We start from the raw sequence: 23,770 nt of genomic DNA, 5'->3' as shown, positions 1-23,770 counted from the left end.
GTCTAGCGTGCGTCGCGGCGCGGCGCGAAGCTGCCGCCCTGCGGCTTGGCCGGGCGCTGGCCTGCAGGTTTGCCCTGACCAGCCGGACGCCCCTGACCCGCAGGCTTGCCCGCGCCGGACCGCTGGCCCTGCGGTTTGGCCGTCAGCTTCTGACCCTGCCGTCCGCCATTGCCCTGCCGCTGGCCGCGGTTCTGGCCCGGCTTCGGAGCGGCCGCGACGACATCGGCTGCCCAGGGAGCACCCCCGACGACCGGAAGCGGCGTCTTCAGCATCTTTTCGATGGCCTGCAGCTCGCCCATCTCGGCAGGAGCACAGAAGCTGATCGAGGAGCCATTGGCCCCCGCCCGTGCCGTACGGCCGATGCGGTGGACATAGTTTTCCGGCACGTTCGGCATGTCGAAGTTGTAGACGTGGCGCACGGTCGGAATGTCGATCCCGCGTGCGGCGACGTCGGTGGCGACCAGCACGTCAAGCTCGCCGTTGCGGAACTCGGTCAGGGTGCGGTCACGCTGGTTCTGGCTTTTGTTGCCGTGGATCGACCCGACCTTGAAGCCCCAGACCGCCAGAAGCTTCATCAGCTTTTCCGACCCGTGCTTGGTGCGGCCGAAGACCAGAGCCTGCTCGCCCGGGTGCTTCTTCAGATACTCTTCCAGCACGCGGGCCTTGTCGCCGTTCGGAATGTAGTGGACGCCCTGGCTGATCCGCTCGACCGGCTTGCCGGGGGGTGCCACCTGCACCTTGATCGGATCGCGCAGGTAGGTGTCGGCGATTTCCGAGATGTCCTTCGGCATGGTGGCCGAAAAGAGCATCGTCTGCCGCTTCAGCGGGATGTGCTTGGCGATCTTCCGCAGGGAATGGATGAAACCCATGTCCAGCATGTGGTCAGCTTCGTCCAACACGAGGTAGGCGCATTGGTCCAGCTTGACGTCGCCGCGTTCCAGAAGGTCGATCAGACGGCCGGGAGTTGCGACCAGAACGTCAGTGCCTTTGGACAGGGCCTGCGCCTGCTTGAACAGCGAGGCGCCGCCGACGACCATCGTGATCTTGACGGCAGTGCCCTTGGTGAAGACTTCGAAGTTGTCTTTGATCTGCGCGATCAGTTCCCGCGTCGGGGCAAGGATCAGTGCGCGGACGTTCTTCGGTCCCGGCGGGTGGCCGATGTCCAGCAGGCGGTGCAGCAGCGGCAGCCCGAAGGCGGCAGTCTTGCCGGTGCCGGTCTGGGCAAGGCCCATCAAGTCACGGCCTGCCATGATATGGGGAATGGCCTGCGCCTGGATCGGCGTCGGCGTCTTCAGAGTGGTCTTTTCCAGCGCCTTCAGGATTTTCGGCGAAAGGCCGAGGTCGGCAAAAGTGGTCATGGGATATCCCAGCATTCAGAGGGCCTGCGACCCTCGCCCCGGGCTGATGCCCGTGACCGTGCCGCAAGCGGCGCCCCTGCGTGACTAATGGGAACCAGAGTATCCGGGCCTTTCGGTGCTCACGCGGCACGGGCGTCGGATTGGGGGGACATGGGGACTTTTCGGGCACAAGTCAATGCCAAAGCGGTTGCAAGAGCAGACTGGACCTTGTTTGGCCGCAGGCGTATGACTCCGCGCGTCCGCGTACAGAGTCTTTCCCTACCTCCGGCCGCCGGGCCATATGGGGCCCGCGTCGCGAGAAGTCTTTTCCGATCAACCGTTTATTCGGGTTTAGCCTCGCCATGCCGAAATTCCATCGAATTGCCGCCTTCTGTGTCATGATCGGCGCCGTCGCCTGGATCGCGACCGGCGAGTTTTCGTCGGTGGGCAGTGCACAGACTGCCGAGGGTAAGGAATCCCCGACTGCCGAGGCGCCTGCCGCGATCACTCCGCTGATCCGCACGGTCTCGGTGGCCGATCCCGCGTTCATCGACCATGCCCGCGCCATCCGGTTGTCGGGGATCACCGAGGCGGACAAGCGGGTGGAGCTTGCCGCGCGGGCTGATGGGGTCATCGCCGCGCTGGCCATGACCAAGGGCGGAATGGTCGAGGTGGGGGCCGAGGTCATGACGCTGGAAGGTCCCGAAGCCGTGGCGCAGGAAGAGATCGCGCGCATCGCCCTGGACCAGAAAGAGCGGGACCTGGAGGTTGCGCAGAAGCTGTTCGAGGGCGGAAGCACCTCGGAGTCGAACCTGACGAATGCCCGGTCCGCCCGCGACGCCGCTGCCGCCGAGCTTGCCCGCGCCCAGGCGACGGCCGACCGGCTGCGGCTGAAGGCGCCCTTCGCGGGTGTCGTCGATGCCGTATCGGTGGAACTGGGTGAGTGGGTGCAGACCGGCACCCCGGTTGCCACCATCCTCTCGCTGGACCCGATCCTGGTGAAGGCCGAGGTCAGCGAGGTCGACCTTGCGGCTGTCGCCGTCGGCTCGACCGCCAAGGTAAGGCTGGCCAATGGCACCGAGATGGAGGGGACGGTCCGGTTGGTTGCGCGCGAAGCCTCGGCCCAGACCCGGACTTTCCCGGTCGAGATCGCCCTGCCGAACCCGCGGATGACGCTGCCGTCGGGGATGACGGCCCAGGTCTCGCTTTTTGCCCAGCCGGTCCGCGCCGTCGTGGTGCCGCGGTCGATCATCACGCTTTCGGACACGGGCGAGCTTGGCCTGCGCGTCGTCGGCAAGGACAACGTGGCGAAGTTCGCCGCGGTGCAGATCATCGACGATACCCCTGAAGGCTTGGTCGTCATGGGCGTTCCCGAAGATGTCCGCATCGTCACTGCGGGCCAGGACCTGGTCCGCGATGGCGACACGGTCGAGGTGGCCTCAGGGGTCGGCCAATGAAGATCGTCGAAACCGCCATTGCCAATGCCCGGCTGACGATCTCGGTCCTTCTGTTCCTGATGCTGGCCGGGGCGATGGCCTACGTCTCGATCCCGAAGGAAGCCGAGCCGGACATTCAGATCCCGATCCTTTACGTCAGCATACACTACACCGGTATCTCGCCCGAGGACAGCGAGCGGCTCTTGCTGCGTCCGATGGAAACCGCGCTGAAGTCGATTACCGGGATCAAGAAGATGACCTCGACCGCCTATCAGGGCGGGGGCAACGTGCTGATCGAATTTCAGGCCGGGGCCGACCTGAAAAAGGCTCTGGACGATGTGCGGAACAAGGTCGACATGGCGCGGCCCGAGTTGCCGGATGGGGCCGACGAGCCCACCGTGAACGAGGTCAACCTGTCGGAATTTCCGATCCTGGTGATCACGCTGTCGGGCGATGTGCCGGAACGCGTGCTGGCCAAGGCCGGGCGTGAGCTGCGCGACCGCATCGAGGAACTGCCTCCGGTCCTTAACGGCGAGTTGCAGGGCGTTCGCGACGATCTGGTGGAGGTCGTGATCGACCCCGGCAAGCTGGCGACCTACGGATTGCGCCCCGATATCCTGATCGCGGGCTTTGCCGCCGGGAACCAGCTGGTGGCCGCAGGGTCGCTGGAAGGGGCCGAGGGCCGCTATGCGATCAAGGTGCCGTCTCTCCTGGAGACGATCGAGGACGTCGCGAACCTGCCCGTCGTGTCCACGGGAACGGCGACGGTCCGCGTCCGTGACATCGCCAGCATCCTGCCGACGCTGAAAGAGCCCGAGACCGTCACCCGCCTGAACGGCGCCTCGGCCATTGCCATCGAAGTGTCGAAACGCTCCGGCGCGAACCTGATCGAGACGGTGGACCAGGTGAAGGCCGTTACGGAGGAGTTCAAGGCGCTTCTGCCGGAAGGCACCGAGGTCACCTTCAGCCAGGACAAGTCCAAGGACATCCGGCAACTCTTGTTCGACCTCCAGAACTCGGTCCTGACGGCGGTGATCCTGGTCTTCATCGTCATCCTTTACGCTTTGTCGGTCCGCGCCTCGATCCTGATCGGGCTAGCGATCCCGGCGTCCTTCCTGATGGGGATGTTGGCGCTGTCGCTTTGGGGCTTCACGGTCAACATCGTGGTGCTGTTCAGCCTGATCCTGGCTGTGGGGATGTTGGTCGATGACGCCATCATCGTGACCGAATATGCCGAACGGCGGATGTCCGAAGGCATGGACAAGCGCGAGGCCTTTGCGATGGCCTCGCACAAGATGACTGGGCCGGTGGTCGCGGCGACGATGACCCGGGTGGCGGCCTTCTCGCCCCTGCTGTTCTGGCCCGGGATCGTCGGCGAGTTCATGAAATACCTGCCAATCACGCTGATCGTGACGCTGTCGGCGTCGCTGGTCTATGCGCTGATCTTCGTGCCCACCCTGGGCGCGCTGATCGCAAAACCCTTCAAGCACCCGCCCGAACACAAGGACGGGGCGTATATGTGGGTCGTCGGCAAGGCCGTGCGGCATCCGGTCATCATGCTGTTCGTGGCCGTCGGGCTTCTGGTCTCGGTCCCCTTCGCCTATGCCAAGTACGGCAAGGGCGTGATCTTCTTTCCCGATGTGGAACCCGAATTCGGTCTCCTTTACGTCAAGGCGCGCGGGAACCTGTCCATCGCGGAGAAGGATGCCCTCGTCGCCCAGGCTGAGGCACGCATCCTGGGCTGGCCGGGGATCGAGACGGTCTACACCCGCACAGGCGCGGGCGGCAGCATGGGCAACGAGGTAGATGCCGACGTGATCGGCGTGATCCAGTACGAATTCGTCGACTGGCGCGAACGCAAGAACGCCAACGCCATCCTGGCCGACCTGCGGCAGGCGATGGTGGGCATTCCCGGTGTGGACATCCAGGTCTCGGTCCCGCAGGCCGGACCGCCCACCGGCAAGGCGATCCAGATACAGTTGTCGGCCGACGACCCGACCTACCTGAACGAGGTCGCCCAGCAGGTCGCCGCCCGCCTTGCCACGGTGCCCGATGTCATCGACATCTCGAACGGTTTGCCGCCCCCAGGCGTGGACTGGGAGTTGCAGGTCGACCGTGCCGCTGCCTCACGCTACGGCATCGCGCCTTCGACCGTGGGCGCCATGGTGCAGCTGGTGACGGGTGGGCTGAAACTGTCGGACTACCGCCCGGCAGGGGCCGATGACGCGGTGGATATCGTCCTGCGCTTGCCCGCCGACCAGCGGACGATCTCCGCGCTGGACCAGCTGCGCATCCAGACGGCGGAAAGGTCGGTCCCGATCTCGAACTTCGTCACTCGCAAGGCCGCACCGACCACCGGGACGCTGACCCGCCTGGACAGCGCGCGCACCGTCACGGTGCAGGCCGGCATCCGCGAGGGTGTACAGCCCGACGCGATCTACGCCCAGGTGACCGCCGCGCTGGAGGAGGCGAACCTTGACCAGTACGGCATCCGCTGGAAGCTGGCGGGCGAGGATGCCGAACAGGCCGAGGCCGGGGCCTTCCTGTCCAAGGCGTTCGGGGCGGCGATCTTCCTGATCTTCATCGTGCTTCTGGCCCAGTTCAACAACTTCACCTCGGTCTGGCTGGTGCTGTCCGCCGTGGTCATGTCGACGATCGGTGTGCTTCTGGGCCTGATGATCATGGCGCAACCCTTCACCATGGTGATGACCGGGATCGGGATCATCGCGCTGGCGGGCGTCGTGGTGAACAACAACATCGTGCTGATCGACACCTACGACACCTTGCGCCGCGAGGGCCGCCCCAAGATCGAGGCGATCCTGCAAACCTGCCGCGAACGCGCGCGCCCGGTGGTCCTGACAGCGTTGACGGCGATCCTGGGGGTCCTTCCCATCGCCTTCGGCCTCAACATGGAGCTTCTCAGCCACGAGGTCACGATCGGCGCGCCCTCGACCCAGTGGTGGATCGCGCTTTCTTCGGCCATCGTCTATGGCCTCGCCTTCGCCACCGTACTGACGCTGATCATCATCCCGTCGATGCTGATGCTGGTGACGCGGGCCGACCATCCGAAACCCTGGTTCTGGCAGCGCGAGAAGCGGCGGGCATGGTACGCGGAACACCGCCCGGCAAAGCTGCGCGGTCGGGGTGGGGCGCAGCCCGCCGAATAGTCAGTAGATCGACCGGCGGAAAACTCTGCCACCTCAAAGTAACGCCCTGTTGGCACCGCGTGGGGCCAGAGGCTAGATCGACAGAAGCTCGCTGTTCAGTACCAGGACGACCGTAACCCCGGTCTTCAGCCAGTCGTAGGTCAACGACCCGCCAAGGGCCCCCTCCACCGTGGAGCGAAGCAGTCTGCTGCCATAGCCCTGGGTCTCGGAGAGTGTCGCAATCTCGGGCCCACCCTGTTCGGTCCATGTCAGGGTGACAAATTGGTCCGCCACACTGCCGGAAACGTCCAGAACGCCCTCGTTGGACGAAAGCGAACCGTATTTCAGCGAGTTGGTGGCCAGTTCGTGGACGACCAGCGCCAAGGACCCCGCCGCCCGTTCACCAATACCCATGCGTGGCACCGATATGCGGACGCGACCGGCGAAGGCCCCCTGGTCGTCGTAGGGCGCAAGCAGGACGGTGAAGATATCCCCCAGAAGCGCGGCCCCGCCTTCGTTTCCCGGCAAGGGCCGGACAAGATCATGCGCGCGGCCAAGCGCCGTCAGCCGGTTCGTCAACTGGGCCAGCATATCGTCGATCGAACTCGACGACCGCGAGGTGATGCGCGCCAGTGACGACGCAATGGTCAACAGGTTCTTCACCCGGTGGCTCATTTCCCCGGCGAGAAGTTCGCTGCTTTCTTCGGCCTGCTTGCGCCCCGTGACATCCAGAAACACGCCGACCATCGCCCGCTTGACGATGTCCTCGTCGCTTCCCCGTCCCCGAGCCGAGATCCACCGCACCTCGGAGCCGACCAGCGTCCGAAAATCGATCTCGTAGGGGCCGACAACCGCCCGCGTTGCAAAGAAGGCGGCACGCACCCGGTCACGGTCGGCGGGGTGAATCTTCGCCGACAGGTGCTCGAAGGTCAAAGCCTCGACGGAGGAGACGTCCCAGAGTTCGAAGCCGCGTTCATCCATGAAGAACGCGTCGGTGTCGACGTTCCATTCCCACAAGGCAATGCCCGCCGCGTCGACCGCCCGTCGCAGGGCGTCTTCCCCCCACGGGGCATGCAAACGGCTGCTGCTGGTCATCAAAGCCTCCGCTAACAGAAAAATGGCAGGGTCGGCCAAGCGGCGTCTATGGGGCTTCAGGTTCGGCGGGTCAATGACCGGGGCAGGGACCCTTGCCTTCAGGACCCACCGGATTCTGCACGGCTGCGTGAACTCACCCTCGCTTCCAAGCCGACAAAACGCCGGCATGGAACCGTTTGGCCTTGGGTTTCGTTAGGTTCCGCAAAGGTTTGGAACCGGCTTGGCGTTCAAGGCACCGAGCCTGCGCCGTTTCAGGGTTCATGGGGGTAGGTGCGTGAGTGGAAAAGGCGTCCCGGCAAAAGTGTGTACTGCATGGCGCGGCAGTCCTTGCCGAACGCCGGATCGTTCCAGAGTGATCGATGTCCACGGAAGGTCGTGACGCTGGAAACGCGTCCCGCGCCAAACTCGTCGGCGCCGTGACCCTGACCAACCTTGCCACGCAGCGGGGATTTCTTGACGCGCAAGCGGGGGTCAGCGTCCTTGATTTGTCCGAAGTCACCCAGCTTGATACAGCAGGGGCCTGGGCCATCGCGTCGTTCCAGGCGGCGCAACGGACCAAGGGGCGAGAGGTCAGCATAGACAACGCCTCTGGCGCGCAGGCCTTGCTATTGCAGACTGTCGTCGACGCGATGCCCCCCAGCCGCAAGCGGCGGCGTCGCCTGCCGCACCACGAAGCGGGTGACTTGCTGTTTGACCTTGGCAGGGCTGTCTCGCTGTTCGTGACCCAGCTTGGCAAGAACGTCGGATTTCTGGGCCTTGTCCTCAGCCGACTTGCCACTACCGCTATGCACCCGTCGCGCCTGCGGGGGACCGCCTTGGTCCATCACATGCAGCAGGCGGGCCTGAATGCCGTGCCGATCGTCGGTCTGATGGGATTCCTGATCGGAATCGTCCTGGCCTTCCAGGGGGCATCGCAGCTGGAACAGTTCGGGGCCGAGATCTACGTCGTCGATCTGATCTCGATTTCGATGCTGCGCGAACTGGGCATCCTTCTGACCGCGATCATCGTTGCCGGACGGTCGGCTTCGGCCTTCACGGCCGCCATCGGCTCGATGAAGATGCGCGAAGAGATCGACGCGATGCGTGTCCTTGGCCTTGACCCGATCGAGCTTCTGGTCCTGCCCCGTGTTCTGGCGCTGCTGATCCTGCTGCCGGTTCTGGGCTTTGTCGCCAACATGGCCGGTCTTTTTGGCGGCGCGCTCATGGCCTGGATCGACCTTGGAATCTCTCCCGCGATGTTCCGGACGCAGCTAGCCACCAACACGACGGTCAGCCACGCGCTAGTCGGGCTGTCCAAGGCGCCGGTCTTCGCCCTGATCATCGCTCTGGTCGGCTGCTACCAGGGGCTGCAGGTCGAGGGGAACACCGACTCCCTTGGCAGCCGCACGTCGCGGTCGGTGGTCGTCGCGATTTTCCTCGTCATCGTCGTCGACGCCGTGGCCTCGATCTTCTTTTCGGTCTGGGGGGTCTGATGGGCGAGACGGTCATCACCGTACGAAACCTGACCAACCGGTTTGGCAAGACCACCGTCCACCAGAACCTTGACCTCGATGTGCGACGGGGAGAGGTGCTGGGGGTTGTCGGCGCGTCGGGCAGCGGCAAGTCCGTCCTGTTGCGCAGCATCGTCGGCCTGCAGAAACCTTCCACGGGGACGATCACGGTCCTGGGGACCGAAGTGCTGACCGATCCGCCAACCGAGACGGAAGCAAACACAGGCGACCCAGATGGCGTGCAGAACCGATGGGGCGTGATGTTCCAGGACGGTGCGCTGTTCTCGTCGCTGACCGTCCGCGAGAATGTCGAAGCGCCGGTGCGCGAGAAGCTGGCAATCGACGCGGCAACCCGCGCCGCACTCGCCGATCTGCGGATCGCAATGGTCGGCCTGCCTGCGACGGCCGGTGATCTTTACCCGTCCGAGCTTTCCGGCGGCATGCGCAAGCGCGCCGGTCTGGCGCGCGCCCTGGCGCTGGATCCGCAGATCCTGTTCCTGGACGAGCCCACTGCCGGCCTAGACCCGATCAGCGCGTCCGAGTTCGACAACCTTATCCTCTCGCTGCAGAAGGCGCTCGGGCTGACCGTGTTTCTGGTGACCCACGATCTGGACACGTTGCATGCCACCTGCGACCGGATTGCCGTCCTGGCACAGAAGAAGGTGCTGGTGACCGGCACGATGGCCGAGATGATGAAGGTCGATGACCCTTGGGTCCGATCCTACTTCCACGGTCCCCGTGCGCATGCGGCCCAGCCGCAAGGGGCGCAGTGATGGAAACCAAAGCCCGCTACATTCTGGTCGGGGCCTTCACTCTGGGCGCAATGGCTGCCCTGCTGGGATTTCTGCTTTGGCTGGCCCAGGTCGAGATCAACCGCTCCTACGCGCAGTACGACATCGTGTTCGAAACCGTCTCGGGCCTGAGCCAGGACAGCCTGGTGCGCTATAATGGCGTCGATGTGGGCAAGGTCCTGTCGATCGATCTGGACCGCGAGAATCCGCAGTTCGTGCGGGTCCGGATCGAAGTCCGGGCCACCACCCCCGTCCGCCAGGACACCGTGGCGATGCTCTCGTCGCAAGGTGTGACCGGCGTTTCCTTCGTGGGCCTTGAGGGCGGCAGCCCGATGTCCGACCCGGTGGAAGCGATCCCCCCCGCCACGGTCCCGCTTATCGCCTCGAAGCCGTCGGTCGTGCAGGAACTGACCGATGCCGCGCCCGATCTTCTGCAGGAAGCCATCGCACTGATCGAGGATGTACGCGAATTCACCACTCCGGAAAACCGCGAGGCGGTTGCCGCGATCCTGAAGAACGTCGAGACGGTTAGCGGGCGCGTCGATGCGATCGTCGAGCGTGCGGAAAAGCTGGTCACCGCCGCCGAAGGCACGCTGGCCCGCGCCGATGCGGCACTGGGCAAGGCCGAGGCGGCCTTTGCCAGCGCGGACGCCGTGATCAAGGACGACATCCCCGGTCTGGTCGCCGAACTGAAGGCGACCGCCGCAGATGTCGGCGACACCGCAGCCGAACTGGAGACATTCGCCCGCTCGGCCCTGCCAGAGTATCGCGACCTAGCGGCCGACGCGCGCAAGGTGATCGCGAACATCGGTGCGGTGGCAGACCGCATCGGACGTGACCCGGGTCGCTTCCTTCTTGGCACTCAGACCCCCGAATACAGGAATTGAAAGATGCGCTGGATCGCTACTGCCCTTGTCATCGCCCTTTCCCCGCTCTCTGGCTGTGGGGCGATTTCCTCGATTTCAAAGTCAGGTGCCGAGCTTGACTCCTACACCTTGACGCCCGCCCGCAGCGCGGGCTCGCCAAGGGGTGGCACCGGACATCTGATTGTCGAATTGCCAAGCTCTGCCGGTGCGCTGGCGACCGACCGGATCCTGATCAAGCCGGTCCCCTATCAGGCGCAATATCTGCCCGAGGGCCGCTGGTCCGAACCCGCTCCCGCCCTCTTGCAGACGCTTCTCGTCGCATCCTTCCAGAACCTGGGAGGGTTCGAACTGGTGGGTCGAACGGCGAACGGTCTGAACCCGGACTACACGCTGATGACCGAGCTTCAGGACTTCCAGATTGAACCGGTGGGCGCGGAACAGGGTGGATTTGTCATTCGGATCGGCATGATGGCAACCTTGATCCGCGAGTCCGACCGGCAGATCGTCACCTCGCGGCGCTTCTCGGCTACCGAGACAGTTGCGTCCGACGACACGCGGACTTTGGTCGGAGCCTTCGACAGTGCTTTGCAGAGGGTGCTGGCCGAGATCGTTGGGTGGACCGTCAGGTAACGCCGCGCGACTGCTTTTCGGCGGCCTCGAACGGCCCGGTTACGCTCGCACTATCCCTAGCGATTTGCCTGGACTGCGGCTTCGGTCCGTCGTGCCCCGGGCAGGTGGCGCGCCCAAGACTGAAGCAACACCGACAGCGCCCAAGCCAGGAGCAGGGTGAAGAGCACTGCAAAGACGGTATCCGACAGGAAATGCCGACCGGCGGCAACACGCTGCAACGCGACGACCAGCGGCAAGCCCCAGGCGACCATCAGCAGGACAGTCGACATGCTTTTGCCAAGCCGGTGCTTCAGGTGGAAGTGCAGAAGCATCAGCGCCATCGCCGTCACTGTGGCACCCGAAACCTCTCCGGACACGAACGAGCAATTGCGCGTGCAGACCTCGACCAGTTCGTTCGGTGGGCTGAAGGGAAGCGATCCGCCGAAATCGGCAACTTGCGCGGGTCTGGCCCGACCCCAAAGGGGCTTTGTCAGCATCTCGACCATCAAGCCGGGACCAAGGATGTAAAGCGCGAGGATCAGGCCCCAGGCGCGCGTCGGCAGAACCAGCACTTTGCCAGCCAGTCCGATGGCCGTGCCGAACGCGGCTGCCATGCAAAGCAGGATTGCGACGTTCCATATCGCCAGGCGGAGCGTCTCGGTCATCGGATTGCCTTCGATCGCGAACCCGGTCGTCGGATCATGGAAAGCCAGGGATACGCGAAGGTCGATCTCGGGCCAGATTGCAAAGACGGCGAAGCTGACAAGGATGCATCCCAGGATCCGCGCCACCTGGCGGTCGGGATCGGTGGTGACATAGAACGGCTGGTGAGCCAGAGGCGTTTCGCCCGTATCCAGATCAGACATGGCGGCCGCCCCGGACCCGGCGTATCCAGCGGCCTGCGCCCCGAAACCCGGCCAGGGGCAGGCATGCGATCGCCCAGCCCCAGGCGGCTCCGGCCATGGTCTGCCACAGGCTGTGCCGTCCGGATTCGATCCGCGACCCCCCGGTGAAGGCCGCCGCAGCAACTGCAGCAGCCTTCGTGACCGGATGCAGTCCTGCGCAGTGTCTGACAATCTGCGCGGCAGCAAAGGTCGCCACTGCCGTGTGGCCCGACGGGAAGCCGTTGTTGCCGCCGTCCGGGCGTTGGCTGATCCGACGTTCACCGAACAGATGTTTTGGACCCTTGACGCCGACTTGCAGCACGGCAAACCGCCCCACACTCTCGACAGTCTTTCCGCCTGTGGCCGCGCATCCCAAAGCGATCAGCGGCAGAACGACCTGAAGGGCGCTTCCCATGCGCTGGTTGTCCGGGACTGTTGCCAGAACCGTCAGGGCAAGCAGCACGACGATCACGGCGTCGGCACTCCTGGCAAAACGGTGCAGGGGGCGCCTGGCCGACTGCAAGGCGGAACGGAAGGGATGGGTCGGTATCATCGGTCGGGCACCGGATAAATGCGGGAGTGCGGTCTTGGCCCTGTGCTGCCCTTGGGATTGGCCCCGTGCCAGCCGTTCTGCACGAACAGACGGTGTTGCTGCATCAACGCCCGATACGGCGGTTTGAAACCGACGGGTGGTCAGCTAACTTCCGGACAGAAGCGGCAACGAGCAGGTAACCTTGTCCAGCAGACCCCATCTTCCGGTGCTCGATGATCTTGTGGCGCAGATCGATCCTCGCACCTCCTGGACGGGCTACCTGATCGCCGCAGGCACCGTCCTCTCCTTCGGCCTCGCCCTCAGCGAACCTTCGGCATCAAGCGGGCTCGGCTTCTTTGCGCGGATCGTGTTCTGGCTGGCCCACGTCGCTGCGGCTTTGGTGCTGTTTGAACTGGCGCAGATCACGCTGGGCCGCATCGCACTGTTCGAGCGCTTGCCGCCTCTCTTGCTGGTCATGGCGGTGGGCGTGGTCGGCGCAATCCTGTTTTCGATCTTCAATCTGCTCCTGCTTGACCGGATTGCCTTCCTGGTCGGCGATCTGACGGACGTGGAGCCGATCTCCATTCCCGGCTTGATGGAGGAACTGCGTGACAGCGGTGCCACGTCCGTTCTGTTCTGGGTGCTGCTGAACAGCCCGCGCCTGATCATGATCGCCCAGCAGAAGGATGCGGCAGAGGCGGGCGAACCGCCGTCGGCCGAGGTAGCGTCGATCCAACCCGAAGCGGCAATCGCACCGACTGGTGCGAGCCGACAACTCCTCGACCTCCTCTCGCGTCTTCCCCGCCGCATCGGGACCGACATCGTCGCGATTTCCGCCGAACTGCACTACCTTCGTGTTTACACGCGGGGCGGAGAGGCCTTGATCCTGATGTCCTTCGGCCGTGCCGTCGAAGCGCTTGGTGTGATCCCCGGGCAAATGATTCACCGCTCGCACTGGATCGCGCTGGCGCATATCGCGACCGTTGAGAGCGTCGGGGATCGCTTCGTCTGCCGGCTGGATACCGGTCTGGAACTGCCGGTCAGTCGCACCTACCGTTCAAGATTGCGCGCAGCCCTGGCCAGCCGTGACCATCAGCGCGTGCTTCAAGCCGCCGAGAGGATGGAATTGGGTCCGAAGCCTGCAGAATGATCCAGGTGCCTGTAAGGGGCTGAACCACCGAGCCGTCGCGGCGGGCGCTTCCCTTTTTCCCACGAGATTCTCAGCGCCGCGTTATCGAGCATCGCATCCGCCAGCAGCAGTCGCTTCAGGCGGGCGTTCTCGTCCTCACGCCTTTCGGGCGCTTGGCCACGCTGACCTCCATCCCGCCATACTTGGCTTCCGCTTAAGACGGTCGCTGACGCCGTGCTTGCGGCATAGATCGGCGGACGATACCCCGGCCTAGTGCTCCTTCAAAATGCCACTGTGAAAGCGGCGCGCAGATGGTACGATCCACCGAACCCAAGACGGCATGGCTTGGTCAGGGCCATGGTCAAGATCGTCGGGGTGTTGCCCGTGGAGTGGATGATGTGACCGAGGCAGTCCCCCAGCCCCGCCCGGCAGTTCCAACCGTTTTGCCTTGGCGCTATGCCCTGACGATCTGCGCTGCCGCACTTGGCCTTGGCATCGCAGGCTATGCCGCGACTGGCAGCGCCGGGAGCATGGCGGCAACCGCTGGCTTTTCCGTTGGCCTTTTCGCGGCCTTGTCCGGTGGGCTACGGGCCATGCTAATCGCGGGCATTGGGTTCATCTGCGCTGCCGGACTGGTCCTGGCCTTACCGGTCCTGCCGGTTGTGCTGGCTCTTTGTATCGTCTTGTCGGTCGGGGCGGCGGTCGAGGTGGCACGGGTCGGCACCCGTGTCTCGGTCATAGTGCTTTTGGGTGTGATTCTGTTCGCCATCGCAACAGAACGCGGGAGCGACGTCCGAATGCTCGCCATGGGCGCCGTCGGTCTTGGCGGGGGCTACCTGGTGACAGCACATCTGCGCATGTCGTCTATCCTGCGCCCACCGCGAGCCAACCGGGCCGAGGCGATCCGACTGGCAATCTTCCTTTCTGTTGGCATTGCTTTGTCCACAGGTCTGGCGATGGCGATCAACCTGCCTCATGCCTACTGGATCGTGATCCTGTTCGTCTCGCGCTGCCTGATGCCGATGCAGGACAGGTCTGGTGCCCTTCTCAAATACGGCCACGGCGCAGCACTTGGCGTAGCGGGCGCCATCCTCATCGAACTGGTCGGGACGCCAGACACATGGCGTCTGCTGCTGGCTCTTGCGGCCTTTGGTCTTGGCCTGCGCTTCCTGCCCCACCCGAAGCCGATCTCGGCTGCGGCAATGACCGCAGGAGTACTGCTCGTCTCTGCCCCCACACCGACAGAGGCGACCTTCCGCATCGAGGCTGTTTTTCTCGTCATCGCCCTGATCTTGTTCCTGACCCTGATGCTGGAACGGGTCGTGCCAAGGCTTGTGGGCGCACAGGCCGCCCCCAAGCCCGCGGGCAAGGACAGATAAGCCGGTTCAGAAGCGCGAAGTCCCCGCCAGTTTGGAGATATCGCGCGATGCGCTTCACCTTCGATTGCAGCGCCCAGGGGCTTCGAATGGCCGTTCTGCGACAGGACCCCAGTGCAAAACCATCAGTGCCGAACGGTAGCAAAGGGCAGAAAACGGAACGCTGGAATGCAGCAGGCCTACCCGACACCCAGAATGCCTCAACATCGTCAGGGCATTACCCCCAACCGTTACCCTGAACGAAGAAGCCCCGCACTTGGCGGGGCTGTCTTTCGTCTAAGTCTTTGTTCTCTTGGTGGAGCCAGGGAGGATCGAACTCCCGACCTCTTGAATGCCATTCAAGCGCTCTCCCATCTGAGCTATGACCCCACCGGAGAGAAACACCGCGACGTTGCCGCCGCGATGCGGGGTATCTAGGACAGGTCGCCGGGTGGTGCAAGGGGGAAAATTGCCCTTGTCCAGCGGCGCTTGTCTTAGACTTCTTCCTCGTCGCCCGGCACGTCGGCAAGGTCGTCGAGCGAGACGTTGTCGTCCGCGTCGTCTTCCAGCAGATCATCGTCCAGCTCGGCGTCATCGGCGACGGCGCCGTCCAGGAGGACGTCTTCGGTTTCCAGATCCTCGACCAGAACGTCCTCGTCCTTTTCGGGAACAGCGCGCGAAATGACCGACGCGGCCATCTTGCGGCGGACGGATTCGATATCCACGACCTCGCCCGTGTAGGGGCTGACGATCGGGGTTTTGTACAGGTCGTAAAAGCGCTTGCCGGTGGTCGGGCAGATACGCTTCGTGCCCCATTCTGCTTTGGGCATGGTCATCCCTTTGAGTGGTGGGTAACGGGAAAATGGTCGCTTGCCACAGGCAAAGGCGACTGTCAAAGCCTTTCGTCTGTCGGCCGAGATGGCTATGTTTACCGGAAGTTTCAAGGGGATTCCATGCCGGTTCTGCCAGGCTCGCCACCGGTTGAGGTACATCTGAAGCGTTCGGCGCGGGCCCGGCGATTCTCGCTGCGCGTTTCGCGGCTGGATGGGAAGGTGACGCTGTCGATGCCGGTCCGCGCGCGTGAGGGCGAGGCGCTGGCCTTTCTGAAGGGAAATGAGGACTGGCTGCGGCAGACGCTGTCGGCGATGCCCGGTCCCACGCTGCAGGCGGTCGGTCCGGGCTCGGTGATCTGTGTCGAGGGGGACGAGCTGGTGCTGGCCCCTGCCACTGGCCGCGGGGTTCGGGCCGAGGGCGGGCTGTTGCTGGTACCGGGAAGTCCCCAGACGATGGGCCCCCGGGTTGCCGCCTGGCTGAAGGTGCTGGCCCGCGACCGGTTGGCCACCGCCTCGACCCGTTATGCGGGGTTGGTGGGACGGCAGTATTCGTCGCTGGCGATCCGGGACACGCGGTCGCGCTGGGGGTCCTGTTCGCCCGACGGGCGGCTGATGTATTCCTGGCGGCTGATCATGGCCCCGCCAACGGTGCTGGACTACGTCGCCGCGCATGAGGTCGCGCATCTGGTCGAGCTGAACCATTCGGCGGCCTATTGGAAGGTCGTCACGTCCATCTGCCCGGACTGGAAGGACCACCGGGCCTGGTTGAAGACCAACGGCAACAGCCTGCACCGGGTGCGCTTTCAGGATTGACCCGTCGGCGGCGGGGGTGCTTCCCTGCAGTGCATGTTGACGCCCCGCCCCACCGATCCCAACGCCTTGGCCCACGAACGGCTTTACCGGTCTCTGCGCCAGCAGGTGATGCATGGCGAGCTGGACCCCGGGCAGTCGCTGACGCTGCGGGGGCTGGGCAAGGCCTATGGCGTCTCGATGACCCCCGCCCGTGAGGCGGTTCGGCGGCTGGTGGCGGAGGGGGCGCTGACGCTGTCCTCCTCGGGCCGGATTTCCACGCCGGAGTTGACCCCCGAGCGGATCGAGGAGCTGGCGGCGATCCGGGCTTTGCTGGAGCCGGAGATGGCGGCGCGGGCGCTGCCTCGCGCCCACTTCGCGCTGATCGAGCGGCTGACGGCGATCAACCTGATGAACGGCGAGGCGGCGGTCCGGGGGGATGCGGTCACCTATGTCCGCACCAACCTCGAGTTCCACCGGACGCTCTACCTGCGGGCCCAGACCCCGGCGATGCTGGCGATGTGCGAGACGGTCTGGCTGCAGCTGGGGCCGACGATGCGGGCGGTCTATGCGAGGGTCAGGCGGAGGGAGCCTCCGACGCACCACCGGATGATCCTGGCGGCCCTGAAGGCAGGGGATGAGCCGGGCCTCAGGCTGGCGGTGCGGACCGACGTGACCCAGGGGCTGCGGCATCTGACGGGCTGAGCTGCCCGCGCGTGGCGCGGTTTGCGGGCGAAGAGAAATCAAGGGGTTGGCCGCGAGCATTAGTGGTTTGGTAATGAATACCTTCGAGGCGCTAGGCCGCCCTGCACTCGCCGTCTCCCGCTGTTTCTCAGTGACCATTCCTCCTTGTGACCGGCCGCGGCGCGTCTGGGAGTCAGCCCTTCATATTGGGATCATGGGTGTGGTGCCGGTCCTGTTCGCCGCCGCCGCCGGAGGTCTTGCTGCGGGTGCGGCGGTCCTGCGGATCGGCCGCCGGCTTCTTCGGGTCTTTTGGCGCCTTTGCATTCTCATGCGAGGCTCCCGGTCCGCCCTGGCGGATCGTTGCGTCGGATTTGTCGGAAGTGGACATGTCTATCGATCCTGCTGATGGCCCTGGTTCGTGGTGTTGATCCGGGTGTTTCCGGCCTGACCGGTCTTGTCCGGGTTGGCCTTGTTGCCGCTGCTGTCGCCCTTGGACTGGTCGGACGAGCTGTGCGTTGCACCTTCGCCCGGGCCCTTCGGGCTGCGGTTTGCGGGTGGGACCGGGGGTGCCTTGGCTGTCATTCCTTGTCCTCCACGATATCTGCGATCCGGGCGGTTGCGCCTTCGCCGTCGCGGTCAAGGTCCGCGGCCGCAAGGTCGGCGGGGTCCACGGTTGAGGGATCGGGTGCGCCCTCGGCAGGGTCGTCGGCCAGCCTGGCCCCGGCATGGTCCTGCAACTGCTCGGTCTGCACCGCCTTGCTGTCGAGGCCGCGTTCCTCGGAATGGCGGGACTTGTCGCGGTTGGACAGCACTGCGTTGGCGGGAATCTCTGATGCGTCCAGGTCTGTCATTCCGCCGGTGCCGTCGCCCTTGCCTTGAACGGCCGGGCCGTGGTGCTTCTTGTCTGCATTGGCCATTGCTGGTCATCCTTCGCCGCCGCGGCCTTTGTGCCGCAATGTGACAACTGTCCCGGCGGTCGGATGTTCCTGCTGGGTGCGCTCCTGCACAGGAGTTGCTTGCTTTTGCGCCTTGGCGCGCAGGCTCTGCCGCTCCATGTTCTGCGCAACGCAATTGAGGAGACAGCCATGTCCATCCGTCCCGTCATCGAGACCCGCCGCGCTTCGCCCCACATCGAGGGCGCGGGCGTCCATCTGCATCGCGCCTTCGGGTTTCAAGACCCGACCGAGGCGGATCCGTTCCTGCTGTTCGACGATTTCCGGGGCGATGATCCCCGGGATTACTCGGCGGGCTTTCCCTGGCACCCGCACCGGGGGATCGAGACGATCACCTATGTGCTGGCGGGGACCGTGGAGCATGGCGACTCCTTGGGCAACCGGGGCATCCTCGGGCCGGGGTCGTTGCAGTTGATGACGGCGGGGCGGGGCATTCTGCACCAAGAGATGCCGAAGGGCGACGCCAAGGGGCGGATGCACGGGTTCCAGCTGTGGGGCAACCTGCCGCGTGCGCTGAAGATGACCGCGCCGCGCTATCAGGACATGCCGGGCGATGCCTTGCCCGAGCGGCATGAGGATGACGGCACCAGTATCCGGGTGGTGATCGGCGACTATCGCGGGGTGAAAAGCCCGGTCGATGGCATCGCGGCGGACCCGCAGTATCTGGACATCTATGTGCCGGCGGGCAAGCGGAAGACCTTCAAGGTCGACACCCGCCGTCGGGCCTTTGCCTATGTCTTCGAGGGTGCGGGCAACTTCCGGGATGCGGCGCGGCCGGAGGGCGTGCTCTTGGAGAAGGAAGTGAAGGGGCAGGAGGTCAACATCCGCGACCTTTCCGGCAACCGGACCCTGGTGCGGTTTGGCGCGGGCGACGAGGTGACGGTGACGGCGGGGCCGGACGGGGTGCGGTTCCTGTTGATCTCTGGTGCGCCCATCGAAGAGCCGGTGGCCTGGGCCGGGCCGATCGTGATGAACTCGGAGGCCGAGCTGCAGCAGGCGTTCAAGGAGTTGCGCAACGGGACCTTCATCCGCCCGGCGCATTGACCGGGCGGCTCGTCGTCGCATTTCATGCGCTCCTCGCTGGAAGCTGAGCCAAGCGAGGAGTGACGAAGTCCGACGACGAGCGGTTGGCAACCGCCCGGGTTGCACAGCGCGCCACCGCCCGGCATGGTGCCCGTGTTCAGTTACGGGACCACTTATGTTCGTCAAACCCTCTGGCATGCCCTATTACCGCTTACTGCGGAGCCTGCATGAGGCTTTCCTGTTCGACTGGTATCTGGAAGTGGGCTGCCGTTCGGGGGAAAGCTTCGCGCCCGTCCGGTCGAAGACCGTGGCGGTGGACCCGTTCTTCCGGGCCGAGATCAACATCATCGGCAAGAAGCCCGCGCTGCATGTGTTTCAGCAGACCAGCGATGATTTCTTCGCCTCGGGGTTCCTTGCGCGGAATGGCGTCCGGTTGGGGCTGGCCTTCCTGGACGGGATGCACCTGTTCGAGTTTCTCTTGCGGGATTTCATCAACACCGAGGCGGCGATGGCGCCCGGCGGGGTGATCCTGCTGCATGATTGCGTGCCTTATGGGCCGGGCATGACGACGCGGGACCTGGGCAATCTGCCGAGGGGGTCCTGGACCGGGGATGTCTGGAAGCTGATCCCAATCCTGCAGCGCTGGCGGCCGGAGTTGACGGTGACGGTGCTGGATTGCCGGTCGACGGGGCTGGTCTGCGTCAGCGGCCTGGACCCGGAAAGCCGGGTGCTGGCCGACAGTTATGACCGGATCGTCGCCGAGTTTACCGGGGTGGACCTGGAAGCGTTCGGGGTCGAGCGGTTCTTCGGGTCGTTCCAGATGGTCAGCGCGCGGGCCGAGCGGCATGCGGGGTTTCCGCTGTTCCGCCCGGCTGCTGTTGAGGGTGCGGCGCTGGAGCCGGTTCCGGTGACGCCCTAGTCCTGTGCGCGCAGTGTCCCGGCGGGGCGGGCGTTGAGGGGGCGGAGCGCGAAGAAGAGCCCGGCGAGGAGGGTGGCGAGGATGCCGCCGATCACGATGCCGAGGGCCGAGACGGGTTCGAAGCGGTAGGTCGAATCCATCACGAAGGTCATGACGGCCCAGCCGGAGATACCGCCTGCGATGACGGCGACCACGCCTGCGGCGGCCCCCATGAGGGCGGAGCGGAGGGCGAAGCTGGCGAGGATCTTGCCGCGCGTGGCTCCAAGGGTCTTCAGGATCGCGGATTCGTAGATGCGGGCGCGTTCGCCTGCGGCGGCGGCGCCGATCAGGACGACGAAGCCGGTGATGAGGGTGCCTGCGGCGGCCCAGGCGGTCGCGGTGGCGATGGCCGACAGGGCCTCGGCCACGCGATCCACGGCCTCACGGATGCCGATGGCGGTAATGTTGGGCCAGGTCTTGGTGACGTCCTTGAGAAGCTGGGCTTCCGCTTCGGGGGGCGCGTAGACCGTGGCGATGTGGGTGTGGGGGGCTCCCGCCAGGGCGGAGGGGTTCAGGGTCATGACAAAGCCCATGCCGGCGTTGGAAAAGTCGACCTCGCGGAAGGATGTCACGGTCGCGGTCAGGTCGCGGCCAAGGATGTTGACCGTCATGGTGTCGCCCAGCTGAAGGCCGATCTCTTCGGCTTCCTCCGCAGCGAAGCTGATCTGCGGGTCGCCGGTGTAATTCTCGGGCCAGAATTCGCCTGCGGTGATGCGGGTCTTTTCGCCGGGGGTCGCGGCGTAGGTGATGCCGCGGTCGCCGCGCACGACCCAGTGGTCGCCGGCAACCTCACGCGCGGGCTTGCCGTTGATCTGGGTGATGACGCCGCGCAGCATGGGGGCGGTCTCGATTTCCGTGACGGCGGGGTTGCCGTCGACGGTGGCTAAGAACGGGTCAAGCTGGTCGGGCTGGATGTCGACGAAGAAGAAGGCGGGCGCGCGGGTGGGCAGGTCGGTGGCGATGGCCTGGCGGAGGTTCCAGTCGATCTGGCCCACGGCGGCAAGGACGGAGAGGCCGAGGCCGAGGGAGAGGACGACCGAGGTGGCGTCGGACCTGGGCGCGCCGATGGCGGCAAGGGCGGCGCGGGTGGCGGGGCGGCCGTGGGTGAGGCTGGTGCGGGCGAGGCGACGGGCGGCCTTGCGCAGGCCAAGGGCGGCGAGGGCAAGGATGATGAGGGCGCCAAGGACGCCGCCGGCCGCGCCGAGGGCCAGTTCCGGGATGCCGGAAAGCCAGGTGGCGCTGCCGATCAGGGCGATGGACGCAAGGACGAGGGCGGCGAGGTATCGTTTCCGCGGCCAGCTGCGGGTGCCGCTGCCGCCGCGATACAGGGCGGCGGGGCGGATACGCTCGGTCTGGGCAAGGGGGAGGAGCGTAAAGATGAGGGCTGAGAGGGTGCCGTAGAAAGCGGCTTCCAGAAGCGCGCCGGGGGAGAGGCGGATCTCGGCCGGGAAAGGGAGCGAGGCTTCGATCAGGGGGGCGGCGAGAAGGGGGACAACCGCGCCGAGGGCAAGGCCGATGGCGATGCCGAGGGCGGAGAGGATGGCCGTTTGCCAGAGGTAGCTGCGGAAGATCAGGCCGCCTTCGGCCCCGAGGGTTTTCAGCGTGGCGATCGTCTCGGTCTTGCCGTCGAGGTAGCTCCGGATCGCGGCAGAGATGCCGACGCCGCCCACCGCGAGGCCCGCGAGGCCGACGAGGACAAGGAAGCTGCCGATGCGGTCGATGAAGGCTTCGATCCCCGGTGCGGCATTGCGGCTGTCGGTCCAGCGCATACCCTTGTCGCGGAATGTTTCTTCGGCCTGTTCTTCAAGGAGTTGCAAGTCCGAACCGGCTGGCAGGACCAGCCGGTAGCGGGTCTCGTACATTGAGCCGGACGCGAGAAGACCCGAGTTCGCCAGCGCGTCGGAGTGCACGACGGTGCGGGGGCCGAGAGTGAAGCCGGTGGAGGCGCTGTCGGGTTCGCGTGTCAGGGCGGCCGTCAGGCGGAATTCCTGGGTGCCGAGGCGGAAGCTGTCGCCGATGGCAAGGGACAGGCGCTCGACCAGCACCGGGTCCATGATCGCGCCTGGCAGACCACCGGTGACGGCCAGCGCCTCGGCCACCGGGATCGGTGGGTCAAGCTGGGCGACACCGGTCAGCGGCCAGAAATCGTCGACGGCCTTGATCTGGGTAAGAGCCTGGTCGCCTTCGACCAGGACCATCGAGCGAAAGTCGTAGACTTCGGAGACCTGGGTGGCGATGCGGTCCATGTAAGCCAGTTCATCCGCATCAGCCTGGCGGTAGGTGAAGCGCATCTCGGCATCGCCGCCAAGGATGACGGAACCCTGGTCGGTCAGGCCCTGCTGGATGCCGGTCCGTAGCGTTCCGACGGCCGCGATGGCCGCGACGCCAAGCGCAAGGCAGGCGAGGAACACGCGAAACCCGCGCAGGCCGCCGCGGAGTTCCCGGCGGGCGATGGTGAAAGCAAGGCTCATTCGGCGGCCTTGGCGTGCGCTTCGGGGGCCAGAAGGCCGTCGGCCAGACGGATCACCCGGTCGCAGCGGGCGGCAAGCTCGGGCGCGTGGGTGACAAGGACCAACGTTGCGCCGTGGCGGTCACGCAGGCCAAAGAGGAGGTCCATGATCGCCTGGCCGTTGACGCCGTCGAGGTTGCCGGTCGGCTCATCGGCCAAAAGGATCGCGGGGCGCGGCACGGCGGCGCGGGCAAGGGCCACGCGCTGCTGTTCGCCGCCCGACATCTGGCTGGGGTAGTGCTGCATCCGCGAGCCAAGGCCCACGGCGGTCAGTTCCGCCTCGGCGCGGGCGAAGGCGTCGGTCACGCCGGCGAGTTCCAGCGGTAACGCCACGTTCTCGAGCGCGGTCATCGTCGGAATGAGGTGGAAGGATTGAAACACAACCCCCATATTCCCTCGACGGAACCGGGCGAGCGCATCTTCGTCCATCGCGGTCAGGTCCTGCCCAAGTGCCAGAACCTTGCCGCCGGTGGCACGCTCCAACCCGCCCATGAGCATGAGGAGCGATGATTTGCCCGACCCCGATGGCCCGACCAGCCCGACCGTTTCGCCCTTGTGGACCGAAAGGCTGATGCCCCGCAGGATCTCGACCGGGCCGGCATTGCCTGCAAGGGTCAGCCGGGCATCGGTCAACGCGAGAACGGGATCGGTCATGCAAAAGGTCCTTCGGGTGATGCTCTGCACGGGATATGGCGCGATGCGCCGAATGCGCAATGCTGCAATTGCAGTCTTGGCACTGTCAAGTTTCGCAATGGCCGAGCCGGTCACGATCGTGGCATTGGGCGACAGCCTGACGGCGGGCTACGGGCTGGAGGACCAGTCACAGGGATTTGTCCCGCAGCTGGAGGGCTGGCTGAAGACCAAGGGTCATGACGTCGTGGTCCAGAACGCGGGCGTGTCAGGGGACACGACGGCGGGGGGGCTTGCGCGCGTGGGCTGGGCCCTGGGGCCGGAGACGGATGCGCTGATCGTGACTTTGGGGGGCAATGACCTGTTGCGCGGCCTGGACCCGGCTTCGTCCCGAGCGAACCTGGACGGCATCCTGAAGGAAGCCGTTGCGCGCAAGCTGCCGGTGCTGCTGGTGGCTATGAAAGCTCCGGGCAACTTCGGGCCAGAGTACAAGCAGGCGTTCGACGTGATGTATGGCGAGCTGTCGGCGATGTATGGGACGCTTCTGGCCGAGGACTTCTTCGGCGGTTTGCGCGCGGCCGGGGCCGATCCGGCGGACCCTGCGTCCTTTGCGAAGTTCATGCAGGCGGACGGGCTGCACCCCAGCCCCGAAGGCGTGAAGCTGATTGTCGAAGGTCTGGGACCCAAGGTCGAGGACCTGCTGGCTGCCGTCGGGTCCTGA

General features: G+C 65.4%; 23 protein-coding genes and 1 tRNA gene. 13 read left to right on the top strand and 11 right to left on the bottom strand.

The genetic code is table 11. From position 1 onward, the window contains the following. Positions 1 to 2 precede the first annotated feature (2 nt). Entirely contained in the window at positions 3 to 1,358 is a 1,356-nt protein-coding gene (locus Q0C42_RS00570; protein ID WP_295070489.1) for a DEAD/DEAH box helicase, read from the bottom strand. Positions 1,359 to 1,699: 341 nt separating this feature from the next. Between Q0C42_RS00570 and Q0C42_RS00565 the strand changes: the two genes are divergently transcribed. Beyond that, a complete protein-coding gene (locus Q0C42_RS00565) occupies positions 1,700 to 2,794 on the top strand; it encodes an efflux RND transporter periplasmic adaptor subunit (RefSeq protein WP_295070486.1) in 1,095 nt (364 codons plus the stop codon). Then, positions 2,791 to 5,940 carry an efflux RND transporter permease subunit gene (locus tag Q0C42_RS00560; RefSeq protein ID WP_295070483.1) on the top strand — a complete coding sequence of 1,050 codons (3,150 nt, stop codon included), beginning with the start codon at positions 2,791 to 2,793 and terminating at the stop codon, positions 5,938 to 5,940. The genes Q0C42_RS00565 and Q0C42_RS00560 overlap by 4 nt, the downstream gene beginning before the upstream one ends. Before the next feature lie 72 nt (positions 5,941 to 6,012). On the opposite strand, the gene Q0C42_RS00555 is transcribed toward Q0C42_RS00560, so the two are convergent. Further along, on the bottom strand, positions 6,013 to 7,014 hold the full coding sequence (locus Q0C42_RS00555) for an HWE histidine kinase domain-containing protein (RefSeq protein WP_295070480.1): 1,002 nt from the start codon (positions 7,012 to 7,014) through the stop codon (positions 6,013 to 6,015). 359 nt (positions 7,015 to 7,373) lie between these two features. Here Q0C42_RS00555 and Q0C42_RS00550 point away from each other — a divergent pair, with 359 nt between their 5' ends. From Q0C42_RS00550 to Q0C42_RS00535, 4 genes are read left to right on the top strand one after another with little or no spacing between them, the layout of a single operon-like run. Then, positions 7,374 to 8,486 (top strand): MlaE family lipid ABC transporter permease subunit, encoded by a 1,113-nt coding sequence (locus Q0C42_RS00550; RefSeq protein WP_295070475.1) that lies wholly within the window; start codon positions 7,374 to 7,376, stop codon positions 8,484 to 8,486. Beyond that, entirely contained in the window at positions 8,483 to 9,277 is a 795-nt protein-coding gene (locus Q0C42_RS00545) for an ABC transporter ATP-binding protein (RefSeq protein WP_295072778.1), read from the top strand. Before Q0C42_RS00550 ends, Q0C42_RS00545 begins: the two co-directional genes overlap by 4 nt. Next, a complete protein-coding gene (locus Q0C42_RS00540; RefSeq protein WP_295070472.1) occupies positions 9,277 to 10,182 on the top strand; it encodes an MlaD family protein in 906 nt (301 codons plus the stop codon). Before Q0C42_RS00545 ends, Q0C42_RS00540 begins: the two co-directional genes overlap by 1 nt. Positions 10,183 to 10,185: 3 nt before the next feature. After that, complete coding sequence (locus Q0C42_RS00535; protein ID WP_295070469.1) at positions 10,186 to 10,791, top strand: ABC-type transport auxiliary lipoprotein family protein; 606 nt, start codon at positions 10,186 to 10,188, stop codon at positions 10,789 to 10,791. A 56-nt stretch (positions 10,792 to 10,847) separates the two neighbouring features. Here Q0C42_RS00535 and Q0C42_RS00530 read toward each other — a convergent pair whose 3' ends face one another. Next, the gene (locus tag Q0C42_RS00530; RefSeq protein ID WP_295070466.1) at positions 10,848 to 11,636 is read right to left on the bottom strand and encodes a phosphatase PAP2 family protein; all 789 of its coding nucleotides are present in this window, start codon (positions 11,634 to 11,636) and stop codon (positions 10,848 to 10,850) included. Beyond that, a complete protein-coding gene (locus Q0C42_RS00525; protein WP_295070463.1) occupies positions 11,629 to 12,126 on the bottom strand; it encodes a phosphatase PAP2 family protein in 498 nt (165 codons plus the stop codon). The genes Q0C42_RS00530 and Q0C42_RS00525 overlap by 8 nt, the downstream gene beginning before the upstream one ends. Before the next feature lie 286 nt (positions 12,127 to 12,412). Between Q0C42_RS00525 and Q0C42_RS00520 the strand changes: the two genes are divergently transcribed. Further along, positions 12,413 to 13,336: a LytTR family transcriptional regulator DNA-binding domain-containing protein gene (locus Q0C42_RS00520; RefSeq protein ID WP_295070460.1), complete on the top strand. Its 924-nt coding sequence runs from the start codon at positions 12,413 to 12,415 to the stop codon at positions 13,334 to 13,336. 377 nt (positions 13,337 to 13,713) lie between these two features. Then, a complete protein-coding gene (locus tag Q0C42_RS00515) occupies positions 13,714 to 14,694 on the top strand; it encodes an FUSC family protein (RefSeq protein ID WP_295070457.1) in 981 nt (326 codons plus the stop codon). A 290-nt stretch (positions 14,695 to 14,984) separates the two neighbouring features. Here Q0C42_RS00515 and Q0C42_RS00510 read toward each other — a convergent pair. After that, a tRNA-Ala gene (locus Q0C42_RS00510) sits at positions 14,985 to 15,060 on the bottom strand. A gap of 104 nt (positions 15,061 to 15,164) precedes the next feature. Then, on the bottom strand, positions 15,165 to 15,500 hold the full coding sequence (locus Q0C42_RS00505) for a TIGR02300 family protein (protein ID WP_295070454.1): 336 nt from the start codon (positions 15,498 to 15,500) through the stop codon (positions 15,165 to 15,167). 123 nt (positions 15,501 to 15,623) lie between these two features. On the opposite strand from Q0C42_RS00505, the gene Q0C42_RS00500 reads away from it, so the two are divergent. Together Q0C42_RS00500 and Q0C42_RS00495 are read left to right on the top strand one after the other, a co-directional pair. Further along, a complete protein-coding gene (locus Q0C42_RS00500; protein ID WP_295070451.1) occupies positions 15,624 to 16,316 on the top strand; it encodes a M48 family metallopeptidase in 693 nt (230 codons plus the stop codon). Between the two features lie 33 nt (positions 16,317 to 16,349). Beyond that, positions 16,350 to 16,997 (top strand): GntR family transcriptional regulator, encoded by a 648-nt coding sequence (locus tag Q0C42_RS00495; RefSeq protein ID WP_295070448.1) that lies wholly within the window; start codon positions 16,350 to 16,352, stop codon positions 16,995 to 16,997. A gap of 172 nt (positions 16,998 to 17,169) precedes the next feature. Here the strand turns inward: Q0C42_RS00495 and Q0C42_RS00490 are convergent, their stop codons facing one another. The 3 genes from Q0C42_RS00490 to Q0C42_RS00480 are packed head-to-tail and all read right to left on the bottom strand — an operon-like array spanning position 17,170 to position 17,893. After that, a complete protein-coding gene (locus tag Q0C42_RS00490; protein WP_295070445.1) occupies positions 17,170 to 17,364 on the bottom strand; it encodes a hypothetical protein in 195 nt (64 codons plus the stop codon). A gap of 2 nt (positions 17,365 to 17,366) precedes the next feature. Then, positions 17,367 to 17,558, bottom strand: a complete 192-nt coding sequence (locus Q0C42_RS00485) for a hypothetical protein (protein ID WP_295070442.1) — start codon at positions 17,556 to 17,558, stop codon at positions 17,367 to 17,369. Then, positions 17,555 to 17,893, bottom strand: a complete 339-nt coding sequence (locus Q0C42_RS00480) for a hypothetical protein (RefSeq protein ID WP_295070439.1) — start codon at positions 17,891 to 17,893, stop codon at positions 17,555 to 17,557. Before Q0C42_RS00480 ends, Q0C42_RS00485 begins: the two co-directional genes overlap by 4 nt. 168 nt (positions 17,894 to 18,061) lie before the next feature. Between Q0C42_RS00480 and Q0C42_RS00475 the strand changes: the two genes are divergently transcribed. Beyond that, positions 18,062 to 18,973 carry a pirin family protein gene (locus Q0C42_RS00475; protein WP_295070436.1) on the top strand — a complete coding sequence of 304 codons (912 nt, stop codon included), beginning with the start codon at positions 18,062 to 18,064 and terminating at the stop codon, positions 18,971 to 18,973. A gap of 175 nt (positions 18,974 to 19,148) precedes the next feature. Then, a complete protein-coding gene (locus Q0C42_RS00470) occupies positions 19,149 to 19,871 on the top strand; it encodes a class I SAM-dependent methyltransferase (protein WP_295070433.1) in 723 nt (240 codons plus the stop codon). On the opposite strand, the gene Q0C42_RS00465 is transcribed toward Q0C42_RS00470, so the two are convergent. Together Q0C42_RS00465 and Q0C42_RS00460 are read right to left on the bottom strand one after the other, a co-directional pair. Then, the gene (locus Q0C42_RS00465) at positions 19,868 to 22,381 is read right to left on the bottom strand and encodes an FtsX-like permease family protein (RefSeq protein ID WP_295070430.1); all 2,514 of its coding nucleotides are present in this window, start codon (positions 22,379 to 22,381) and stop codon (positions 19,868 to 19,870) included. The two genes, Q0C42_RS00470 and Q0C42_RS00465, sit on opposite strands and share 4 nt — an antisense overlap. After that, entirely contained in the window at positions 22,378 to 23,073 is a 696-nt protein-coding gene (locus Q0C42_RS00460) for an ABC transporter ATP-binding protein (protein WP_295070427.1), read from the bottom strand. The genes Q0C42_RS00465 and Q0C42_RS00460 overlap by 4 nt, the downstream gene beginning before the upstream one ends. Here Q0C42_RS00460 and Q0C42_RS00455 point away from each other — a divergent pair. After that, positions 23,072 to 23,770: an arylesterase gene (locus tag Q0C42_RS00455; RefSeq protein ID WP_295070425.1), complete on the top strand. Its 699-nt coding sequence runs from the start codon at positions 23,072 to 23,074 to the stop codon at positions 23,768 to 23,770. The two genes, Q0C42_RS00460 and Q0C42_RS00455, sit on opposite strands and share 2 nt — an antisense overlap.

This window comes from Tabrizicola sp. (assembly GCF_022842145.1).
Taxonomy (GTDB): domain Bacteria; phylum Pseudomonadota; class Alphaproteobacteria; order Rhodobacterales; family Rhodobacteraceae; genus Tabrizicola.
This window is presented reverse-complemented; position numbering and strand designations above follow the sequence as displayed.